The following is a 19,249-nucleotide window of genomic DNA, read 5'->3' as shown; positions in this document are numbered from 1 at the left end:
CCCTCCCCCACGCGCTTCCACGCTGAGGGGACTCCCAAAAATCAGACTCCCCGCAAGGGCGAGCGCCGACAGGGGAGCGAAGCGTATTTTCATGGGCTTCAGTTTTCTTGTGTGCGATGGAGAGCCCGTTGCCATCCATGGCGAAGTGCATAGTCCCGCTGTCACGCGGGCGCGTCCATAAGACTAAAGTCTTAGAGACTGTGAAAGAAATCGCCAGTGAGGTCTCAGGCCCGCGAATCACACAGATGACGCGAATGAAAAACACTCCATTTGTGTCATTCGCGTAATTCGCGGGCCCTTTTTCACAGTCTCTGAGACGCCCGCTATGGCGTCGAAGCGGCGGGCGATTCCAAGGGCAGCGACGTGGGGCTGACATCGGGGATATCCTCGGGCCCTCCGGCGTCCGCCGGCTCGGGCATGCGGACGAGCAGCCAGGTCTGCGTGTGGGTATTGCCGAAGTGAACGGCCACCGGTGAAACATCCTGGGTGAGATTGGCGAGGGTGGTTTCGAAGAGCGTGTCGGTATTGGCGCCGATGCGCCACATCACCCGCTGGCTCGCTTTATCGAGCACGCCGATGACCGGCCGCTGGTCGTGCGTCAGCGTGCTGGAGTACGCTCCGCTGATCGTGCCCTCACGGCTCACGGAAAGCTGCAGAAACAAAATGGGATCGCCCTTTTCCTCCTGCGCCAGGGCGAACACGCCGAGCGGCATCCACTCCGCGGGTTGTCCTTCCGCAGGTGGCGTGGGAGGCGGTGGCTGTTGGGCATTCACCGCGAGATCTTCCATCGGCGCCGTGTATTGATCGGCGGGCATGGGCTGGCCATCGACGTAGACGTTATCGCCATCGTAGAGGACGTTATCTCCGTAGTCGGCATAGGCGGGATAAATCCCGCACCCATCCACGAAACTGCTCACGTCCGCCCAACTGGCCCGCCGCCACCACCACCAGGGATTGCGCGGATAATGACCGAAGCCGTGATAGCCGTAGCCATAGGCCCAAGGGACGCGACCCCACCAATGGTCATCGAAATAGCCATCATAGAAGTCCCGCGCCCGGCCGCGGATTTCATTCGCCCGATCGGTGCGGAAGTTCCACGTCGCCTGGCGATGTTGCTGCGAGACCATGGAACGGGGATCGCTCACACTCTGCGGAGTCTGAGTCTGCTGCGTAGCCTGAAGGCTGGCCCAGCGCTGGTCGCGCGTCTGCGCGAAGGTATCCAGCCGCACCTGATTTTTCTCCTGCCATTGGCTCCAGGCGAGGTGGCGGCTCTCGACGCGCTGCTGCCATTGCGGGCTGCGGTTCTGCGAGCGCACGGCCCAATCGGAACGTTGGGCGGGAGCGGGAGGAGGGCCCGCCGGCCGTTGCGTGGCGAAGTTGGAAGGAGCATGCGTAGCGGCATTGGCTGGCGCGCTGCCGGTCGTCGTGCTGCTGGGAACTCCGAGAAAACTTTCGACGGTGCTTCTGGCCGGACCTGTCGAATGCTGGCCCGATGGTATCCCAAAGCGGGGGACCCCGGAGATGCCTGCCCCTGGCTGGACCGGTACGGACGCGGGGCGCTCGATCACCGCAGCGGAACGAGTCGTCGCGGGAAGTTCCGCAGCGGCGGCCACCGTGGCGCGGACGACCGGAGCGCGGACGACCGGAGCGCGGACGACCGGCGTGGGTGGATTCACCAGTCCGGATGGAACCCGCCCACCAGAGAAATTCGAGCCACCCCGGGCGGGCATGGAGGGAGGCGAGACAAACCCGCCGGACGGGCTGGAGAAACCGCTGTTCCCTGATCCATGCGAAAAACTCCCTCCGCCTCCCGACGAATGGGAAAACCCACCACCACTGCCCATACCTGCGCTCGTGCCACCGGTCACGCTGGCTCCGCCGGTGCCATTCATCCCGCTGGCGTTCCCCTGCAAGCCACCTGTCCCTCCGAAGCCCGCTCCGCCAGCACCCGCGGCATAGGCGCTTCCCGTAATGAGACCGAAGACGAGGATCCTCCGCGCCACTGAAGTGAATCGTAAGTTCATGGGTTACCGCATTTTTTCGCGCACCGGCGGACTATGGCCACCAGCGCGGTCTAGAGAATAGACCCGTTTACGCGAGCCTGTATTCAACTTTAAGTTCCGACATTGCGCGGTTCGCGCAAGGGCTCAGAGGGCGCTTGGGGGCGAAACAAATCCAGTCGCCGGCAGACGACAATTTGCGCGTCTTTCTCCCAGATGGCCGGCATCGTGTTATAGTAGGGCATGCGACGATGGTTTGTTCTCGTGCTTTGTCTCGCTGCGCTGAACGCGTGCGCTCAACTACCGCCCACTCCGGCCAACTCCATGAAACGGGTGGTCGTCGACAAGACCACCCAGACACTGCGCGCTTTTGATGGCGACCGGGTGGTGCTGGAAACGCGGGTCAGCACCGGAAAGTGGGACAAGTCCACGCCCAACGGCGAGTTCAACGTCGGCGTCAAGGAACGCATGCACCATTCGCGCCTCTTCGACAACGCCCCGATGCCCTACAGCGTGCAAGTTACGGGCAACGTCTTCATCCACGGGTTCACCTCCGTCCCGCGCCATCCCGCCTCGCACGGCTGCATCCGCGTCCCGCTCGATCAAGGCAACCCCGCCAAACAGTTTTTCGACTGGGTCGAACCGGGCACACCGGTCGAAGTGACTGGGCATTGGGAAGGGAAGACGTAGGAGTGGATTGGTCTTCCTCTGCGTTCTCTGTGTTAAAACATAGCCGTCCATTCGTCGATTTCCTGCCACGATTCGCCGCATGACACCGCCCCAATCGCGGCTTATTCTCCCCGCCATGAGTCCCTCCACTTCCCGCCGTTCTTTTCTCCAAACGGGCGCCCTGGCCGCCCTCTCCGTCGCCGCGCTGCGCCAGCGTCTCGAAGCCGCCGATGCCGCTTCCGGCTTGAAAGGCCACATCCATCACTCGGTGTGCAAGTGGTGCTATCCGAAAGTGAGCCTCGAGGACCTTTGCGCCGCGGGCAAGGACATGGGACTCACCTCCGTCGAACTGCTGCAGCCCGCAGATTATCCGACGCTGCAGAAACACGGCCTCGCCTGCGCGATGACGAGCAATCCCACGATCAAACGCCCGGACGGCAAGGATCTGGGACCCATCCCGCGGGCCTTCAACCGCAAGGAACACCACGACCTGCTGGTGCAGGCCTATGAACCGCAGATCGCGGCGGTGGCCGATGCCGGCTTCACGAATCTCATCTGTTTTTCCGGCAATCGCGATGGTCTTGATGACGAAACCGGCCTGAAGAATTGCGCGGAAGGTCTCAAGCGCCTCATGGCGCTCTGCGAAAAGAAGAAAGTCATCCTTTGCATGGAGCTGCTCAACAGCCGCGTGAATCACCCCGATTACATGTGCGACAAGAGCGCGTGGGGCATCGAGCTCTGCAAGCAGGTCGGCTCCGCGAATTTCAAGCTCCTCTACGACATCTACCACATGCAGATCATGGAGGGCGACGTCATCGCCACGATCAAGAAGAACCACGAGTTCTTCGCGCACTACCACACCGGCGGCGTGCCCGGCCGGCACGAGATCGATGACACGCAGGAGCTGAACTACGCCGCAATCATGCGGGCAATCGTTGAGACCGGCCACCAGGGCCACGTGGCGCAGGAGTTCATCCCGGCGCGTCCCGATGTGATCTCTTCGCTCAAGCAGGCCGTGGGCATCTGCGACGTGTAAGGGGCGTCAATCCTGAATCCGCCGCAGCAGCAGCGCGGCACCGAAGCACGTCACCACCGCGCCGATCGCCAGGAAGACGAGATCCCCGGCGACGAACGAAACGCCCAACTGCCCCATGCTAACCATGCGGAACGCATGGCAGAAATGGGTGAGCGGAAAGGCCTGCGAAAGCATCCGAATCCCCGGCGGCAATTGATCCAGCGGCGCAAACGCCCCCGACAACGGAAACACCGGGAACAAATAGAACACCGCGAATTGAATCGCCTGCGTTTGCGTCTGGCAAAACGCGGAGATCAACAGCCCCGTCCCCAGCGAACAGAGCAGGAACAATAAACACAGCAGCCCCGTGAGCATCGGCGAACGGTACTCGACGTGGAAATGGAAATGCCCCGTGGCCAGTGTCGCCGCGATGAGCAGGATCGACACGATGAGATGCGGGAAGACCTTCCCCGCCACGATCTGGTTGCGGCTCAGCGGACTGACCAGCAATTGCGCCAGCGTGCCGGATTCCCGTTCCCGCGCAATCGTGCAGGCCGTGAGCGTCACCGTGAGCAATTGGAGGATGAGTCCGACGATGCCCGGCATGACGAAGTCGATGAACTTCAAATCCGGGTTGTAGAGAATCTTGCTCGTCACCGTCCACGGCGACATCGCCGAGACGAATTGCTTGCGCGTCGCCTCGGGGATCTTCTTTCCCATCTCGAAGACCTCGTCGGGGAGGTTGTCGATCATCGCCTGGCGCGAATCGAGCTGGAATTGCCCGAGCACCTGCTGCACTTCACCGCTCAATTGCGGCGCCGTCGTCGTGTCGATGCCATTGAGCGTGAGCTGCAGCGGTTGCGGATCGCCATCGTGCAGGCTCTCGCCCCACTTCGGCGGAATCACCACTTTCATCATCACGCCCGCCTTCAGCAGATTGATCGTCCCCGGCGTCTCCGGCGCAATCTCCCGCCAGGCAAAAGTCTTGTCCGCCTTCAGCTTGTCGACCAGCGCGCGGCTCTGCTCGCTCTGGTCCGAATCGCGCAACAGCACCGGCGTATCCGTCGACGCCGTATTTTCAAACGCATGGCCGAGCAACAGCGTAAACGCCGGCGGCAGCGAAAGAATGAGCACGAGCACCCGCCAGTCGCGGAGGATGTGCAGGAATTCCTTTTTCGCGACGCTGGCCGTGGAGCGAAGAGTGGCGGCGAAGTTCATGGCGCAGAGGTCTCCAGGATTTCGGAATAGCCCTGAGAGTAAGCTTTGAAAACATCCTCCATGTCCGGCACGGCCCACGAATGCCCCAGCCAGGTCAGCCCCTCAAAGGGCCACTGTTTCTGCCACTCGGCCACCAGCCGCTCGGATTCCGCGGAGTAAATGCGCACCCGCCCGCTGCGCAGCGCCACGCCGAGAATGCCCGGCACATTGCGCAAGCGCACCAGCCCCTCCATCGCCGGCTCGATCTGCATCTCCAGCAGTTGCCCCTTGAAACGCTGCTTCAGCCGCAGCGGCGATTCCTTCGCCAGCAACCGGCCGCGATGCAGAAAGCCCACCTCGGTGCAGCGCTCCGCTTCATCCATGTAATGCGTGGTGACAAAGATCGTCGTGCCCTTACTGCTCAAGTCGTAGAGCAAATCCCAGATCTGCTGGCGATGCACCGGATCGAGCCCCGACGTCGGCTCATCGAGAAAGAGCAGTGCCGGCTCGTGCACCAAGGCGCAGGAGAGCGCCAGCATCTGCTTCATGCCGCCGGAAAGACTCCCCGCCAGCTCCTTGCTCTTCGAGCGCAGGTCGAGCTGGTCGAGCAACGTCTCGATGCGATCGTTCAGCCGCTGCCCGCTCACCTGATACGCCGAGCCGAAGAAGCGCAGATTTTCCAACACCGTGAGATCCGGATAGAGGCTGAACTTTTGCGCCACGTAACCGAACTTCGGACGGATCGCATGGCGTCCCTTCCAGATATCGTGGCCGAGCACCGAGCCGTGTCCCGCCGTCGGCTTCGTCAGCCCGCACAGCATCCGCATCGTCGTCGTTTTGCCCGCACCATTCGCGCCGAGGAACCCGAAGATCTCTCCCGCCGGAATCGTCATCGTCACACCATCCACCGCATGGGTGTGGCCAAAGGACTTGGCGAGATTCTCGAGGACTATGACGGACTCTGGCATCGGTGAGTGGGAAATAAACGTTCGGGGATTTATCCGGGCCGCGGCCATCTTGTCCACACAGCCTTGCGGGGCAGGGGACGAATGATGTGGATTCATCGGCCTGCCGGCGCGAGGCAGACGCAATGCCGACCGAATGTCACATTCGGCGGCAACGGAGGGACGCGCTCCTGCGCGATCCCCATTTGGGAGGGCGGGGCAGTAAATGTCAGGGAACGCGCAGGAGCGCATCCCTCCGGAACGCTCGCTCCGTGCGTGAGCGCCTTTCTCTCACCGCCGCTACTTCTTCGCCGGCGTCTTGTCCGAATTCAAAAGCTCCGCTCCCGCCTTCGTCATCACCGTCAGGTCCTTGCCCTCCGTCGGCAATTCGGCGACCACCGTCTGATCATCCAGGATCCAGCGCTTGCCCTCGAATTTCGAATCCTTGTCCTCGTTCCAGGCATGGCCACCCGCATTGGCATTCATCAGCGCCGCCACCTCATTCGCATTCAGCTTCGTCTGATCCCGCTTCGAATACCGCTCGAAAGTCGACTTCCCACCCGCCACACCGACCACGATTTGGAACGCGCCAAATTGAAACCCTCCAATCGTCACCCCCGGGAGATGCGAAGTCCCCGTCTTCGTCTGCCGCCCATAGCGTTTCAACAGCTCCTGCTCCGTCTCGCCCAGCACCCCCAGCGCCGATGAAGCGAACAAAGCGAAAACGAGCAGGGGAAGGAACATCTTCATATTCTCCAGCGCTACCACCTTCCGGCGAAAACGTCCAACGGCGAAAACACCGCCGCGCCGAAACCCTCCACGCCTCGTCAGAGCGAACCTCACTCTGAGCGTCGGGGTCAGGCGTCATGGCTGCGTCTCATCCACGAATCAACCCTGGCGTTTCACAGAAACGCCCTACGGTCCATCAGCCCTGCCGTCGCAGCCGCGCCGATTCGTTTAATATTATGCCTTCATCCAGGATTCTTTCTACGAGATGAAGCGCCTTTTCATTGCCGCAACGCTTGCGACCCTTCTTGCTCATCGCGCTTTTGGCCAGACCGGCATCGGCCTCGCCGATCCTTCCACCGCCACCCTTTACTTGCGCGATTCCCTCAGCAACGGCGCCCCGGACACCACCTTTTCTTTCGGCGCTCCTGGCTGGACCTACTTTGCCGGCGACTGGAATGGCGACGGCACCCAAACCATCGGTGTCTACAATCCCAGCACCGCCACCTTTTACCTCCGCAATAGCAACAGCGCCGGCTCGTCCGACGCCACCTTCACCTTCGGCTCCCCCGGCTGGAAACCCATCATCGGCGATTGGAACGACGACGGCACCGACACCATCGGCATTGTCGACCCCACCACGAATACCTTTTACCTTCGCAACTCGAACACCGCTGGCGCTCCCGACATCACCTTCACCTTTGGAGCGCCCGGCTTCACACCCCTCGCGGGAAACTGGGACGGCTTGGGCGGCGACGGCATCGGCCTCTACGACCCGGCCACCGGTACTTTTTACCTCCGCAACAGCCTCAGTAGCGGCGCCCCAGACGCCGTCTTCGCCTTCGGCGCGCCTGGCTGGAAACCCATCCCCGGCGATTGGAACAACGACGGCGCCGACACCATCGGCGTCGTGGACCCGGCCACCGGCACCTTCTACCTGCGCAATTCGAATACCGCTGGCGGTGCCGACATTACTCCCTTCCAATTCGGCACCGGCAGCGACCAGCCCTTCTCCTTCCAGACCATCCCCGAGCCCTCCACGCTCGCTTTGCTCCTGACCAGCATCGCCCTTTACGGAAGCCGCCGGCGCCGTCGCACGCGCGATTGCTGATGATCCCGTGACCGGCGTCCACGCTCGCGATGGCGTGGAGTCACTTGGATGTTGGGAACCGGTCCCGCTTTGCGCGAGAGACGCCTGTGGCCCCCTGGAGGCGTTTGGACGTTGAGCCGAGGCTTTGCGAGACGCCCATGGCGCCGCGGGGGCAATGTTGGTTGTCCGCATTCTGCCATCTGCCATCTGCCGTTCCGCACTCCGCACTCCGCATTCCCCATTCATTCGTCATTTAACTCGGCCCTACGGGCTGCGTTCGGCAGTTTGTCTCGTTCCACTCGGCTGTCATTAAAATTGCCCCGCTCGCTTCCCCATAGTTTCCTCTCCTTGCGATGACCTTCGACCCCGAAGAACCCCACAACGCCCTCCCTCTCCTCCCGCCGCCCGTCGAACTCGAGACCAAGGCCGTCCTCAAGCGTTGCGTCGCCGCCAATAAAGCCCTCGCCGAACTCAAAGGCACCGGCGACCTCATCCCCAACCAGAGCGTCCTCATCAACGTCATCCCCCTCCAGGAAGCCAAGCTCAGCTCCGAGATCGAAAACATCGTCACCACCCAGGACGCCCTCTTCACCGCCGCCCTCGACGAATCGCGCGCCACCGACCTCGCCACCAAGGAAGTCCTTCGCTACCGCACCGCCCTCCGCCGCGGCTTCGAGACCATCCAGGCCCAGCCCCTCCGGCTCCACCTCATGGAAGACCTCTGCAGCGTCCTCCGCGACGAGAAAGTGAGCTTCCGCGGCGACGAGGAAATCATGATCGGCAACCCCGTCACCAAAGCCATCACCTACACCCCCCCGCTTGGCCCCGACGTCATCCAGGCCAAGCTGCGCAACCTCGAAGACTTCCTTCTCAGCACCGAAGGCGATCTCGACCCGCTGGTCCGCATGGCCGTCGCCCATTACCAGTTCGAAGCCATCCACCCTTTCACCGACGGCAACGGTCGCACCGGGCGCATCCTCAATATCCTCTTTCTCATCCACGCCGGCCTCCTCCGCATCCCCGTCCTCTACCTCAGCCGGCACCTCATCCAGCACAAAGCCGAATACTACCGGCTCCTCCGCGGCGTCACCGAGCGGGGCGAATGGGAACCCTGGATCCTCTTCCTCCTCACCGGCGTCGAGGAGACCGCCACCTGGACCACCGGCCGCATCCTCGCCGTCCGCGACCTCTTCGACGAAACCCTCGCCCTCTGCCGCGCCAAACTGCCTTCGAAAGTCTACTCCAAGGAACTCGTCGAACTCATCTTCGCCCAGCCCTACAGCAAGATCAGTTTCCTCGTCGAAGCCGGCATCGCCCAGCGCCAAACCGCCTCCGAATACCTGCAAGCCCTCGAAGGTCTCGGCATCCTCAAAGGCGAAAAACGCGGCCGCGAAGTCCTCTACCGCCACCCGGCGTTGGTTAAGGTGCTCACCGCCTGACGCTGCCTTTCGCCTCATTGGATGGTTGCGGCAAAGCGCCCTGAGCCTGTCGAAGGGGTGTTCCGGCCTAGCCGTCTCAACCCGCCTCCTTTCACGAGTCATTCTGAGCGAAGTGCAAGGAGTGTACTGAAACGCAGTCGAAGAACCCCGCCGCTTTACCAGCGACTATCTGTCGACCCCACCGCCACATCCTTCATACTATGTCGAAATACATGCCAATATTTCGACAATTATGCGGAACATGTCGATTCCATCGACTCCAAAAAGGAGCCCCCAAGTGCCATCGGAGCGTGCGTTTCCTCTGGAAACGACAGTGAGAGAAGAGGCGGAATAACCCCATCCCGATTTCGACATATCCCGTTAAAACGTCGATGCCATCGACACATCAGCAGAACAGGTCGAAAAACCGGGGTATTTTCGACCATTGAGGGCTTTGTAATGCAGACTGCTGGGGGCTATTCCATTGCGTGGCGGCGCGAGAGGCGATCGAACCCCCGCATCTTTCCCGATAAATTACCTTGGAAAGACGGGTTCACAAACCTCACTTTGCGCGTGAGAAAGGAACTAGATTTATGGGCATCCCCCACGTACGACGAAATGGCGCTTCCGTTGCTTAAATTGCTGGCCGACGGCCAGGAGCATCACCAACGGGATCTTTCCGCCCAGATGGGCGATGTCTTTCAACTGAGCGAAGAGGAACGGAATCGGCTGCTGCCGAGCAGTCAATCCACCACCGTGCGCAATCGCCTCGGCTGGGCCGGCTTCCACCTCCGCAAAGCCGGTCTCGCCGAGCTTTCGCGCGAAGCCACCCTGCGCATCACGCCGGAAGGTTTGAAACTGCTGCAAAATCCTCCTGCGCGTCTCGACCGACAGGCCTTGATGACCTTCGAGCCTTTCAGAAAGTTCATCCTCGAGCAAAAGCAGCGCAACCAGCGCACCGCCGCGGCCAAGGCGTTTGACACCGCAGAGCCCGCCTCCACGGGCGACGGGGAAGCGACCCCCGAGGAGAGAATCGAAGCCGCGTTCACGGAACTCCGCGAAACCTTGGTCGCCGACCTGCTCGCCAAGCTGGCCACCATCAATCCATTTCGCTTCGAGCAGGTGGTGCTCGATCTCCTGGTAAAGATGGGCTACGGCGGCTCGCGCAAAGAAGCCGCCGCCGTGACCCAAAAGACCAACGATGAAGGCATCGATGGCGTGATCAACGAAGACCGCCTGGGTCTGGATGTCATTTACGTTCAGGCCAAACGCTGGAAGCAAAATGTCGGACGCCCGGAGATCCAAAACTTCGTCGGCGCGCTCGCCGGAAAAAAGGCCTCAAAGGGAGTCTTCATCACGACCAGCGGCTTTCACGACAACGCCAAGGATTACGCCGCCGGCCTTCACCAAAAAGTAATCCTAGTCGACGGCCGGCGCCTCGCCGAACTGATGATCGAACACGGCATCGGCGTAGCCGAAGAGCACGCCTATCACGTCAAAAAGATCGACAGCGACTATTTCGAGGACAACTGACTTTCCTCCTTCGTTAAAGCTGCTTCGCGGGACGACTCCGTTGTGGGTGAGCCGCACCTGGGACCGCGCAGCGCTTTGCGCAAGGCCGGCAGGCGCGGCATGAGCATCCATTCCGTAGTGCTGGCGCCGGCGCCGAGGGTGATTTCGAGTTGCTCGCCGACGCACTGCTGCGCGAAGTCGGTCAGCTCACGGAATTGCCGCCGGGGGAAGAAAGGGGTCGGTCAACAAATCTTGGCAACGGTTTGTCCGTCCGCGGCCCAGTGGAAAACGATCTCGTCTCAATGGGTCGCCGCGTACAGCGCCACGAGGATCAAGATCGCGCCAACGATCAGCGTGTGATTTCCGGTGAGCATGATCTCTTCGCGGGGCTGCAATGAGGCGCTGGTGGGGTTCCCGGGATCGTAGTAGACGTCGACCGTCATCCCGACCGGGTAGCGGGCCACTTCTTCCTCGGACTTCGCCTGGGCGTTGCCCACGGTGACGCGAACCAGGTCGGTCGCTCCTTTGGTGCCGCGATATTCCTGGCCGTCCACGTGATAGCTGAACTCGATGACAGCGTTGTACATCTTGCGCCCGGAACGGCTCGTCGACGCGCCCGAATCGGTATAGGTTTCCGTCTCGCTGGTGACGATGGTGCCTGAGGTGCGCACCCAGGCGGCGACGGTTCGCGGATGCAGGCGATTCCAAATCCCGGCGGCCACGCAGAAAAGCCCGAACGATCCCGCACCGACGACGACCACCGGATGGTGGAGCGCAGGAAAAGCCCTGGTCAAAAATGGCCCGGGAGACCAGCCGGTCTTCATCCAAATCCATCCAACGGCATAAAGGAGGAGCACAGCGATCGTCCCACCCCAGAGGCAGCCGAAGCTGACCGGCGGATCGCGCTCCAGCACGCAATCGCGGGGATTCTCCGGATCGTAATAGACCGACACCTCCGCGCCGACCCGATAGCGCTTGAGGGTCTGGTCCACCCGCTCAGCGGGGGCCAGCCCGATGCTGATCCGATCACCCTGAATCGTCTTACCGTCGACGGTAAACTCGTAGGCGATGGCCGCCTTGTTGATGGCGCGGGTTTTGTCGAAGTGCGCATGGTCCACCTGGACCTTGGCCCGGGTAATTCGCGCCCGGCCTTCCTCCCACCCGGCCGCCTTGCGCACCCGCAGGGTGAGGTAAACGATGAGCGCGAGAAAGCCCGCGGGCAGCCCCACGGCGAAAAAGAAAACCCAGAGCACATTGAAAACAAAGGCGATCCCCGTGAGCAGCGTGGCCAGGATGCCGACCAGGGCGAGAACCGGAAGATGCGAGCGCCGCCACTGGAGGACCAGGTCCCCCACCGCGACCAAGACCAACGCCAGGGCCAGCCACCGGCATGCTTTTCCCAGAGCGTCGGTGGTCGCGTTCGGGACCGGGTCGGCATACGGCCCTTCCCGGGAGCTGTTCAAGAAGCCGGCGTGTTCCTTCTGAAATACGGCGCGCATCGCGGCGACTATGGCATTGCGCCCGGCAATGGCCTCGCCTTTGGTGGGAGCGAGGACGGTCAAGTGGTCGCGGCGTTCGGGATGGAATCCGTGCGCGTTGGTCGTCAGGGTGGCATCCACCTGCACGACACGCTGCGCTTCTTCAAAGGCCCGCAGTACCTGGGGCTCATTCCATCCGTCGGGCATCCAGAGATCGGTGCGCGACATCATCTGGCGTGCACCAAAGTAGAGAATGGGGCCGGGTAAATTCCAGACGATCACCGCCAGGACGATGAGCCCAAGGAAATGCAGCTTCAGCGACTCAAAGCGGGCCAACGTTCTGGGACCTGGGACGGGTCGGGTCATGGTGTCGGAGGCAGCGATCTTCTCCCGTCCTCGGGGGAAAAGCGACATTCGATTTAATAAGCGTTTACGCGCGGAGTTATCTTGCCATGAGCCTCACCGCACTGTCCCCCCGGCGGATTCGGGTGCTGCCGATTCTTTTGTCCACCCTGATCGGCGGCGCTGCTTTCGCGGCGGATCCCGCCACGATCACGGCGAAGGAACTTCCGTCGCTCGTGGCGCTTTACAAGGATCTCCACGCCCACCCCGAGCTCTCCCTGCACGAGGAGCAAACGGCCGCCCGGCTCGCGCAGGAACTCCGCGCCGCGGGTCTGGACGTCACGGAGAAAGTCGGCCTGCACGGCATCGTCGGCATACTGAAAAATGGCGACGGACCGGTGATCCTCGTCCGCACGGAGCTCGACGCTCTGCCGGTGAAAGAGAAAACGGGGCTGCCCTATGCCAGCACTATCGTGACGAAGGACGACGCAGGCAGTGAGGCGCCGGTGATGCACGCGTGCGGCCACGATATTCACATGTCTTGCCTCATCGGCACGGCGCGCGTCATGGCTCAGCTGCGCGATCAATGGAAAGGCACCCTCGTGATGATCGGGCAGCCGGCAGAGGAGCGCGTCATGGGGGCGCGTCTCATGTTGCGCGCAGGTCTGTTCTCCAAATTCCCGACACCCGAAAAGGCCCTCGCGCTGCATTGCTCCGCGGAACTGCCGCACGGGACCATCGGCCTGACCGAGGGCTTTGCTCTGGCCAATGTGGACTCGATGGACATCGTCGTGCGCGGGGTCGGCAGCCATGGCTCGATGCCGCACCTCGGCAAGGACCCCGTGGTCCTCGCCGCGGAAATCGTCCTCGCGTTGCAAACCATCGTGAGCCGCGAGGTGAAACCGGGCGACCCGGCGGTGGTCACCGTGGGCAGTATTCACGGCGGGACGAAACACAACATCATCCCCGATGAAGTGCGCCTCCAGATCACCCTGCGCAGCTACAAAGCCGGGACCCGCCAAAAGCTCATCGCCAGCGTCAAGCGCATCGCCCTGAACCTGGCCCAGGCCGCCGGGATGCCCGACGACAAGATGCCGCTGGTGACAGTCTCGGAGGAAAGCGCCAATGCGCTCTACAACCAGCCGGCGTTCACCGGTGAGGTGCGCGAATCCGTGGCCGGCACGCTGGGCGCCGATCATGTCATCCCGCGCGAACCGGTGATGGGCGCGGAGGACTTTTCGGAATTTGGCGGGACGAAAGAAAAAGTACCGCTTTGCATGTTCTGGCTCGGCACCCAGCCGCCCGAGGTGGTGGCCGAAGCCAATGCGAAAGGGATCACGCTTCCCGCGCTGCACTCGCCATTTTTCAAGCCCGTGCCCGAGCCGACGATCGAGACGGGAGTGAAAGCGATGACCGCCGCCTTGCTGACCTTGATGAAAAAATGAAACCGCGTTCCTTTTTCCTCTTCTTCTCTTTCCTCTTCGCGATGGCCGCCTTTGCCGCCGAGCCGACGAAATCCACCCCGCTGGAGCTGCACTTGCGATCACGGGCGAATGGCGCGGCCAGCGAGAAGACGGAGGCGTGGGATCCGAAGAAGACCGCGCTGATCATCTGCGACATGTGGGACCACCACTGGTGCAAGTCGGCCGAGCGCCGCGTGGGTGAGATGGCGGGGCCGCTCAATGAGGCGGTGAAGAGCGCCCGGACGAAAGGCATTTTCATCATCCATGCGCCGAGCACTTGCACGGATTTTTACAAGGACACGCCCCAGCGCAAGCGCGCGCAGGCCGCGCCCTTTGCTCCGACGCCGGTGCCGCTCGTGACCACCGAGCGCTGGGGCACCGCGTGGTATTGGACCGATGGGCAGCACGAAGGGGTCCTGCCGATCGATGATTCGGACATGGGTTGCTCGTGCACGGGAGAGAAATGCGTGATTCGCAGCCCGTGGACGCGCCAGATCGCGACGATCGAAATCGCGGAGCCCGACGCGATCACGGACAACGGGCAGGAGACGTGGAATCTACTGGCGAAGCGGGGCATCGAAAACGTGGTTCTCTGCGGAGTGCATCTCAACATGTGCGTGCTCGGCCGTCCCTTTGCCATTCGGCAGATGGTGCGTCTGGGCAAACGCGTGGCCCTGATGCGCGACATGACGGATACGATGTACAACCCGGAGCGGCCGCCAGGGGTAAGTCACTTCGCCGGGACGGCGTTGGTCATCGAGCACGTGGAGAAATACTGGTGCCCCTCATTCACGAGCAGCGACCTCACGGGGAGTGCTCCCTTTCGGTTCAAGGGGGACGAGTGATCTGCCGCAAACGACCTCGCCCGTATAAGGTGAAAGGTCAAGCGGCAGCCGATGTCTTGCAATCGGACATTCTTGTCTTACATTTTGATCCGTGAGTAATACAATCACCGTTCGTCTACCGAAGGAATTGAGCCAGTGGCTGGAAAAGGAGGCTCGCCGGACGGGGTTGCCGAAGGGGCGCATCGTGCGGGAGCAATTGGAGATTTCGCGGACGCGGCAGGCGCGGCAGGCGTTTCTCGATCTGGCGGGGAGTGTCGAAGGGGAGCCCGGTTTGAGCCAGAAGCGTGGGTTTCAGCGATGAACGGGATTGCGGATACGGGGTTTCTGGTCGCGTTCGCCGCGCGGCGGGATCGCTTCTTTCCGTGGGCGCATGCGCTGGCGGAGCGGGTGGAGGAACCACTGCTGACCTGCGAGCCTGTCCTGGCCGAGGCGGCCTTTCATCTGCGCAACAGCGCCCTCGTGTTGCGAATGCTGGAGACCGGGCTCGTCCGGGTGGCCTTCGCGATCGAGAGCCATCAGTCGAGGCTCACCGCACTGGCAAAACGTTATGCTGATCAAGCGCCGGATCTGGCCGATCTCTGTCTCATCCGGCTGAGCGAACTGCACCCCAAGCTACCGGTCATCACAGTCGATGGAGATTTTCGCGTTTATCGACGGAATGGGCGGGAGGCCATCCCGGTCATCATGCCGCCCGGCCGTTAACTGCTTCGTCGCCTCTTTCCGCGCCGGCCATCGATGATCCTCCGACTTTTCTTACGGCTCGTGTATTCCCTGGCTCTGCGCGCGGGGATGATCCGATCATTGAAGGCGTTCTTCCCGCTGTGGGCGGCGTCGGACGCCATCTACATTGGCCCTGCGGGACCGAGTGCCACGACTTATCCGGAGTTGATCGCGCTGCGGAAGATTGTCGCGAGCACTTCTATTTCCGATGCGGAAATACTCCGGCACTTCTCCCACCCCAGCCCGTGGGTGGTGGGCTATTGCTTTGAAGTATTGGTCGAACGGCGCAGTGCTCTTCTGAAGAATTTGCCTGCTTCGCTCTTCAGCCGCGCCGAGCCGGTCTGCGAAGGATTTGCTTGTTTCCGCTTTCACCAACCGCTTTCCGAATACATCCGCGATCGCCTTCAAGCGAAGGGGCTCGGTGCCGCTCACGTCAGCGGTCGCTGACTGGTTACTTCACCTCACTGACGTCGGTAACGTTGAGCTGGATGAATTGGCCGTTGTAGGGCTGCGGGGCGGGCGGGACTTCGGGGACGACGAGTTTGAGGAAGTTGGTGATCATCCGGCCGTTTTGGCCGTCGCCGTGGAAGGTGAGGGTGGCGCCGCCCTGGATCTCGATCGTCTTCGTATAGTCGATGGTGAAGATGCGGTGGCCGACTTTGTCCTGGCGGTTGAAGAAATAATGCGACTCGGGGGCGGAGACGCTCAGCTCGTAGATGTTGTAGGTGGCGTTGTTCGGTTCGCCGCCGATGTAGAAGAGGTCGCCGTCCATCTGGCCGTCCTTGTACATCATTGGCTCGACCACGCCGCGCACGCGGAGGGTGACCTTGTAACGCTTGGCCGGGTCGCCGCCGAATTTCTTCACGTCGGTGAATTTGTCGTTCGTCGCCGGGTCATTCGTGGCGCGCGCGGAAACACCGTCGGCGCCGGGCTTGGGGTTTTCCGGCATCGGGTCTTTGCAGGGGAATTCGTAGCGGTAGCCGTCGATGGCGGCGGCGATGCTTTTCAGGTCCTCGGCGTGGAGGGACGGGGCCACGCAGAGGGCGCTGGCGAGGGTGAGGCACGCGATGGGGAAGCGGAGGGAGGGCATGGCGGGAGGGAGGGGATGTAACCGTAACCTTGGGGGCGGGAGTTTATTGGGGGAATGACGAAGAGACATGTGCGCGGGGTGAATTTCCTGAGGAGGGATGGGCTCCTGCGCGTTCCCCTGACTTTCGGGGCGAAGGTGATCGGCAATTGGGGACGCGCAGGAGCGCATCCCTCCGACGACGGAGTTGCCAACCGCGCTGTCACCTATTCCGGCAGAGGCAGATGCGGATTCCACAGCACTTCCCACAAGTGCCCATCGAGATCCTGGAAATAGCCGGCGTAACCGCCCCAGAAAGTCTGGCCGGCGGGTTTAACGATCTTTGCTCCGGCTCGGCCGGCCAGTTCCATCGCAGCGTCGACTTCCGCGGCGGAGGCTACCATGTGGCCGATGGTGAATTCGGTCTCGCTGCGTGGACCGGGCGGCAGGGTGGCGTCGTAGGCAAGGCTGGTTCGCGGATACAGGGCGAGGATCAGGCCGGGCTGCAAGTCGAAGAAGGCCACCGCGCCGTGTTCGAATTCGGTGCCGACGATGCCTTCGGTTTTCCAGCCGAGGCCATCGCCATAAAATCGCAGGGCGCGTTCCAGGTCATCGACGCCGAGAGTGAGTGCCGCGATTCGTGGTTTCATGAATTTGAGGACCGGAGTGAGGCGCGCATTTTGCGGCGCTGCCGCGGTGTGTCAGGCAAAAAGCGGGCTGGCCGCGCCGACTCCAAAAAAAGGGGCCCGCCCTTCTTCTCTGCCTGGCCGCGCGCGGAATCAGACAAGATGTGCCAAGCTAGGGATGTCCATGACATTGCCCATCATGAAAACGATCACCGGCATCATTGAAACGGCCCTCTATACGAAAGACATCGCGCAAGCGGTCCACTTTTATGAAACCATTCTCGGCCTGAAATCGTTGACCGGCGATGCGCGGTTTCATGCCTTTAGTGTCGCTGACCGGCATGTGCTGTTGCTTTTCTTGCAAGGCACATCGCTGACACCCTCTCGTTTGCCGGGAGGCGTGGTGCCGCCGCACGATGGGACAGGGGCCGGTGCACATCGGGCTTCTCCGTTCCTTCGGAGACGCTGGCGGAATGGGAAGCGCATCTGCAGACGCACGGGGTGGAGGTCGAAAGCCGAGTGACCTGGGAGCGCGGCGGCGAGAGCATCTATTTTCGGGATCCCGACGGGCATCTGCTGGAAATGCTGACGCCGGGAGTGTGGACGATCTTCTGAATGGATCACTCGGAGGGATGCGCTCTGGCGCGGTTCTCCATTTTAGGTTGGGTTCCGAATTCGGAAAAGTGCGCCATAGACGCTAGCGTTCCTGGAGCGGTAGTCCTCTCTAAGCATTACCCACATCTTTTTGAGGTTTAGGACAGCGGGGAAATCGGCTGCGGCTCACTGGGAGGGGCGACTTTCCAGTCGCCCTGCGTCGCGGAGCGACGCCCCAAAGATGGCGCTCCGCGCGTTGGTCCTGGTCGGCGACTGGAAAGTCGCCGCTCCCAAGGCGTTATCCGTATCGACGCCCAAACACCGAGCAAAGATGTGGGCCATGCTTAGAGAGGACAGGCGCACTCCAAAACGCTGCCAAGCTACGCCTCGCCAAAGGTAATTCGCAAACCCAACCTAAAATGGGGAGCGCGCAGGAGCGTGTCCCTCCGTGGGCGGTGCCGCTGCCCCGTTCTTCACTCGGCGCCGATGTGCACTTCAGTACCGTCGCTGTCGGCGGCGCGGAGGGCAAAGCGCTGTGGGAGGAATTGCTCGATGACGGCGATGTTCGTTTGCGCGTGGCGGGAGAGGCCGGCGGTGCGGAAGGCGCCGCGGCCCGCGAGGGCGAGCGGGAGCAGGAGCTGGTCGGTGAGGTATTCGCCGGCTGGGGCGGTGTGGGCCAGATAGTGGCGCACGTGGTCAATGACCCCATCGGCGACTTGCTCGGCGCGCACGCCGCGTTCGCCAAAGCCGGTGAAGACCTCGACGATTTTTTCCGAGGCGACTTCGGCGACGAGGACGAAGCCGGGACCGTACGCAGCGGGGTGCTCGACGATTTCATAAGCGTCGCGAGGCCAGCCGAGGCGTTTTTCAAATTGCTCGAAGGCGCGTTCGGCGATGCTCGCGGGGAGCGCAGCGAGGTGGGCGGCGACTCGGCGCGCGGCGTCGGCGCCGCGATCGAGGAGGTCGAGCGGCTGGAGCGTTTTGGCAGGCGTGATGGTGATCTCCAGTTTGCCGCCGCCGGCGGGATAGAAGCCGGGGCGCACGAGGTGCGTTTCCACGACGGGGCCGAGGCGGGCGAGTTGCGGCAGGAAGGTGCGCGCGAGGAAATCGAACGGCGGGGCGAAGGGATTGTGCGTGCCGCCCTCGAGGATGAGGCGCGAGGGTTCGCCGAGACGGATGAGCGCGGGCAGGACGGTTTGCAGCACGAGCGTGGTGCTGCCAGCGGTGCCGACGGCAAAACGGTACTCGCCCGCGCGTGGAGCTTCCGGGCGGAAGACGAGTTCCTGCGAGCCGATGGTGGCGCCATCGGCGGCGGCGTTGCCGATCTGCGTCGCGGCTTGCAACGCGGTGAGGTGCTGGCGCAGCAGGCCGGGTTTTTTACGTCCGGCACGGATGTTGACGATGCGGAAGGGCTGGCCGGTGACGAGCGAGAGCGCAAGCGAGGTGCGCAGGATCTGCCCGCCGCCTTCGCCCGCGGCGCCGTCGATGGTGAGAAGACTCATGGGAGTGAAAGTGAAAAGTGAAAAGTGGGAGGACGTGCTACC

General features: G+C 62.3%; 19 protein-coding genes. 11 read left to right on the top strand and 8 right to left on the bottom strand.

Features of this window, described 5'->3' with window-relative positions; translation table 11 throughout:
* Positions 1 to 323: 323 nt before the first annotated feature.
* Positions 324 to 2,024 (bottom strand): hypothetical protein, encoded by a 1,701-nt coding sequence (locus tag CFE428DRAFT_RS25435; protein ID WP_006982557.1) that lies wholly within the window; start codon positions 2,022 to 2,024, stop codon positions 324 to 326.
* 300 nt (positions 2,025 to 2,324) lie between these two features.
* On the opposite strand from CFE428DRAFT_RS25435, the gene CFE428DRAFT_RS25430 reads away from it, so the two are divergent.
* Positions 2,325 to 2,690 (top strand): L,D-transpeptidase, encoded by a 366-nt coding sequence (locus tag CFE428DRAFT_RS25430; protein ID WP_006982555.1) that lies wholly within the window; start codon positions 2,325 to 2,327, stop codon positions 2,688 to 2,690.
* 115 nt (positions 2,691 to 2,805) lie between these two features.
* A complete protein-coding gene (locus CFE428DRAFT_RS25425) occupies positions 2,806 to 3,705 on the top strand; it encodes a hydroxypyruvate isomerase family protein (RefSeq protein ID WP_006982554.1) in 900 nt (299 codons plus the stop codon).
* Between the two features lie 6 nt (positions 3,706 to 3,711).
* On the opposite strand, the gene CFE428DRAFT_RS25420 is transcribed toward CFE428DRAFT_RS25425, so the two are convergent.
* From CFE428DRAFT_RS25420 to CFE428DRAFT_RS25410, 3 genes are all read right to left on the bottom strand, one after another.
* Positions 3,712 to 4,902, bottom strand: a complete 1,191-nt coding sequence (locus tag CFE428DRAFT_RS25420; RefSeq protein ID WP_006982553.1) for an ABC transporter permease — start codon at positions 4,900 to 4,902, stop codon at positions 3,712 to 3,714.
* On the bottom strand, positions 4,899 to 5,849 hold the full coding sequence (locus tag CFE428DRAFT_RS25415) for an ABC transporter ATP-binding protein (RefSeq protein WP_006982552.1): 951 nt from the start codon (positions 5,847 to 5,849) through the stop codon (positions 4,899 to 4,901). The genes CFE428DRAFT_RS25420 and CFE428DRAFT_RS25415 overlap by 4 nt, the downstream gene beginning before the upstream one ends.
* Before the next feature lie 276 nt (positions 5,850 to 6,125).
* Positions 6,126 to 6,569: a hypothetical protein gene (locus CFE428DRAFT_RS25410; RefSeq protein ID WP_157447631.1), complete on the bottom strand. Its 444-nt coding sequence runs from the start codon at positions 6,567 to 6,569 to the stop codon at positions 6,126 to 6,128.
* Between the two features lie 250 nt (positions 6,570 to 6,819).
* On the opposite strand from CFE428DRAFT_RS25410, the gene CFE428DRAFT_RS25405 reads away from it, so the two are divergent.
* The 3 genes from CFE428DRAFT_RS25405 to CFE428DRAFT_RS25395 all read left to right on the top strand — a co-directional run bounded on the left by CFE428DRAFT_RS25405 (position 6,820) and on the right by CFE428DRAFT_RS25395 (position 10,592).
* On the top strand, positions 6,820 to 7,662 hold the full coding sequence (locus CFE428DRAFT_RS25405; RefSeq protein ID WP_006982550.1) for a PEP-CTERM sorting domain-containing protein: 843 nt from the start codon (positions 6,820 to 6,822) through the stop codon (positions 7,660 to 7,662).
* A gap of 332 nt (positions 7,663 to 7,994) precedes the next feature.
* Positions 7,995 to 9,080, top strand: a complete 1,086-nt coding sequence (locus CFE428DRAFT_RS25400; protein WP_006982549.1) for a Fic family protein — start codon at positions 7,995 to 7,997, stop codon at positions 9,078 to 9,080.
* Positions 9,081 to 9,677: 597 nt separating this feature from the next.
* Positions 9,678 to 10,592 carry a restriction endonuclease gene (locus CFE428DRAFT_RS25395; protein WP_042725784.1) on the top strand — a complete coding sequence of 305 codons (915 nt, stop codon included), beginning with the start codon at positions 9,678 to 9,680 and terminating at the stop codon, positions 10,590 to 10,592.
* Between the two features lie 278 nt (positions 10,593 to 10,870).
* Here CFE428DRAFT_RS25395 and CFE428DRAFT_RS25390 read toward each other — a convergent pair whose 3' ends face one another.
* Complete coding sequence (locus tag CFE428DRAFT_RS25390) at positions 10,871 to 12,415, bottom strand: DUF3592 domain-containing protein (protein WP_162145313.1); 1,545 nt, start codon at positions 12,413 to 12,415, stop codon at positions 10,871 to 10,873.
* Positions 12,416 to 12,501: 86 nt separating this feature from the next.
* On the opposite strand from CFE428DRAFT_RS25390, the gene CFE428DRAFT_RS25385 reads away from it, so the two are divergent.
* The 5 genes from CFE428DRAFT_RS25385 to CFE428DRAFT_RS25365 all read left to right on the top strand — a co-directional run bounded on the left by CFE428DRAFT_RS25385 (position 12,502) and on the right by CFE428DRAFT_RS25365 (position 15,866).
* The gene (locus CFE428DRAFT_RS25385; protein ID WP_006982545.1) at positions 12,502 to 13,836 is read left to right on the top strand and encodes an amidohydrolase; all 1,335 of its coding nucleotides are present in this window, start codon (positions 12,502 to 12,504) and stop codon (positions 13,834 to 13,836) included.
* Entirely contained in the window at positions 13,833 to 14,699 is an 867-nt protein-coding gene (locus tag CFE428DRAFT_RS25380) for a cysteine hydrolase family protein (protein WP_006982544.1), read from the top strand. Before CFE428DRAFT_RS25385 ends, CFE428DRAFT_RS25380 begins: the two co-directional genes overlap by 4 nt.
* Positions 14,700 to 14,790: 91 nt before the next feature.
* Positions 14,791 to 15,000 carry a ribbon-helix-helix domain-containing protein gene (locus tag CFE428DRAFT_RS38480; protein ID WP_006982543.1) on the top strand — a complete coding sequence of 70 codons (210 nt, stop codon included), beginning with the start codon at positions 14,791 to 14,793 and terminating at the stop codon, positions 14,998 to 15,000.
* Complete coding sequence (locus tag CFE428DRAFT_RS25370) at positions 14,997 to 15,401, top strand: type II toxin-antitoxin system VapC family toxin (RefSeq protein WP_006982542.1); 405 nt, start codon at positions 14,997 to 14,999, stop codon at positions 15,399 to 15,401. The genes CFE428DRAFT_RS38480 and CFE428DRAFT_RS25370 overlap by 4 nt, the downstream gene beginning before the upstream one ends.
* Before the next feature lie 87 nt (positions 15,402 to 15,488).
* Positions 15,489 to 15,866: a hypothetical protein gene (locus CFE428DRAFT_RS25365; RefSeq protein WP_131989986.1), complete on the top strand. Its 378-nt coding sequence runs from the start codon at positions 15,489 to 15,491 to the stop codon at positions 15,864 to 15,866.
* A gap of 4 nt (positions 15,867 to 15,870) precedes the next feature.
* Here CFE428DRAFT_RS25365 and CFE428DRAFT_RS25360 read toward each other — a convergent pair whose 3' ends face one another.
* Positions 15,871 to 16,509, bottom strand: a complete 639-nt coding sequence (locus CFE428DRAFT_RS25360) for a hypothetical protein (RefSeq protein WP_006982540.1) — start codon at positions 16,507 to 16,509, stop codon at positions 15,871 to 15,873.
* 203 nt (positions 16,510 to 16,712) lie between these two features.
* Positions 16,713 to 17,135 (bottom strand): VOC family protein, encoded by a 423-nt coding sequence (locus tag CFE428DRAFT_RS25355; protein ID WP_006982539.1) that lies wholly within the window; start codon positions 17,133 to 17,135, stop codon positions 16,713 to 16,715.
* Between the two features lie 175 nt (positions 17,136 to 17,310).
* Between CFE428DRAFT_RS25355 and CFE428DRAFT_RS40060 the strand changes: the two genes are divergently transcribed.
* A complete protein-coding gene (locus tag CFE428DRAFT_RS40060; RefSeq protein WP_237705565.1) occupies positions 17,311 to 17,634 on the top strand; it encodes a VOC family protein in 324 nt (107 codons plus the stop codon).
* 544 nt (positions 17,635 to 18,178) lie between these two features.
* On the opposite strand, the gene rtcA is transcribed toward CFE428DRAFT_RS40060, so the two are convergent.
* Positions 18,179 to 19,207 (bottom strand): RNA 3'-terminal phosphate cyclase, encoded by a 1,029-nt coding sequence (rtcA, locus tag CFE428DRAFT_RS25345; RefSeq protein WP_006982537.1) that lies wholly within the window; start codon positions 19,205 to 19,207, stop codon positions 18,179 to 18,181.
* Between the last annotated feature and the right edge of the window lie 42 nt (positions 19,208 to 19,249).

This window comes from Chthoniobacter flavus Ellin428, from assembly GCF_000173075.1.
Classification (GTDB): Bacteria; Verrucomicrobiota; Verrucomicrobiia; order Chthoniobacterales; family Chthoniobacteraceae; genus Chthoniobacter; species Chthoniobacter flavus.
Note: the sequence above shows the minus strand (reverse complement) of the source record. Positions and strands in the feature narration are given on the sequence as shown.

Excerpts from the sequence above, each read along its gene's own strand:
- CFE428DRAFT_RS25405 (WP_006982550.1), top strand. The coding sequence starts at position 6,820 with ATGAAGCGCCTTTTCATTGCCGCAACGCTTGCGACCCTTCTTGCTCAT.
- CFE428DRAFT_RS25360 (WP_006982540.1), bottom strand. The coding sequence starts at position 16,509 with ATGCCCTCCCTCCGCTTCCCCATCGCGTGCCTCACCCTCGCCAGCGCC.
- CFE428DRAFT_RS40060 (WP_237705565.1), top strand. The coding sequence starts at position 17,311 with ATGAAAACGATCACCGGCATCATTGAAACGGCCCTCTATACGAAAGAC.
- CFE428DRAFT_RS25420 (WP_006982553.1), bottom strand. The coding sequence starts at position 4,902 with ATGAACTTCGCCGCCACTCTTCGCTCCACGGCCAGCGTCGCGAAAAAG.
- CFE428DRAFT_RS25390 (WP_162145313.1), bottom strand. The coding sequence starts at position 12,415 with ATGACCCGACCCGTCCCAGGTCCCAGAACGTTGGCCCGCTTTGAGTCG.
- CFE428DRAFT_RS25410 (WP_157447631.1), bottom strand. The coding sequence starts at position 6,569 with ATGTTCCTTCCCCTGCTCGTTTTCGCTTTGTTCGCTTCATCGGCGCTG.
- CFE428DRAFT_RS25395 (WP_042725784.1), top strand. The coding sequence starts at position 9,678 with ATGGCGCTTCCGTTGCTTAAATTGCTGGCCGACGGCCAGGAGCATCAC.
- CFE428DRAFT_RS25415 (WP_006982552.1), bottom strand. The coding sequence starts at position 5,849 with ATGCCAGAGTCCGTCATAGTCCTCGAGAATCTCGCCAAGTCCTTTGGC.
- rtcA (WP_006982537.1), bottom strand. The coding sequence starts at position 19,207 with ATGAGTCTTCTCACCATCGACGGCGCCGCGGGCGAAGGCGGCGGGCAG.
- CFE428DRAFT_RS25430 (WP_006982555.1), top strand. The coding sequence starts at position 2,325 with ATGAAACGGGTGGTCGTCGACAAGACCACCCAGACACTGCGCGCTTTT.
- CFE428DRAFT_RS25400 (WP_006982549.1), top strand. The coding sequence starts at position 7,995 with ATGACCTTCGACCCCGAAGAACCCCACAACGCCCTCCCTCTCCTCCCG.
- CFE428DRAFT_RS25355 (WP_006982539.1), bottom strand. The coding sequence starts at position 17,135 with ATGAAACCACGAATCGCGGCACTCACTCTCGGCGTCGATGACCTGGAA.
- CFE428DRAFT_RS25370 (WP_006982542.1), top strand. The coding sequence starts at position 14,997 with ATGAACGGGATTGCGGATACGGGGTTTCTGGTCGCGTTCGCCGCGCGG.
- CFE428DRAFT_RS25435 (WP_006982557.1), bottom strand. The coding sequence starts at position 2,024 with ATGAACTTACGATTCACTTCAGTGGCGCGGAGGATCCTCGTCTTCGGT.
- CFE428DRAFT_RS25380 (WP_006982544.1), top strand. The coding sequence starts at position 13,833 with ATGAAACCGCGTTCCTTTTTCCTCTTCTTCTCTTTCCTCTTCGCGATG.
- CFE428DRAFT_RS25365 (WP_131989986.1), top strand. The coding sequence starts at position 15,489 with ATGATCCGATCATTGAAGGCGTTCTTCCCGCTGTGGGCGGCGTCGGAC.
- CFE428DRAFT_RS25425 (WP_006982554.1), top strand. The coding sequence starts at position 2,806 with ATGAGTCCCTCCACTTCCCGCCGTTCTTTTCTCCAAACGGGCGCCCTG.
- CFE428DRAFT_RS25385 (WP_006982545.1), top strand. The coding sequence starts at position 12,502 with ATGAGCCTCACCGCACTGTCCCCCCGGCGGATTCGGGTGCTGCCGATT.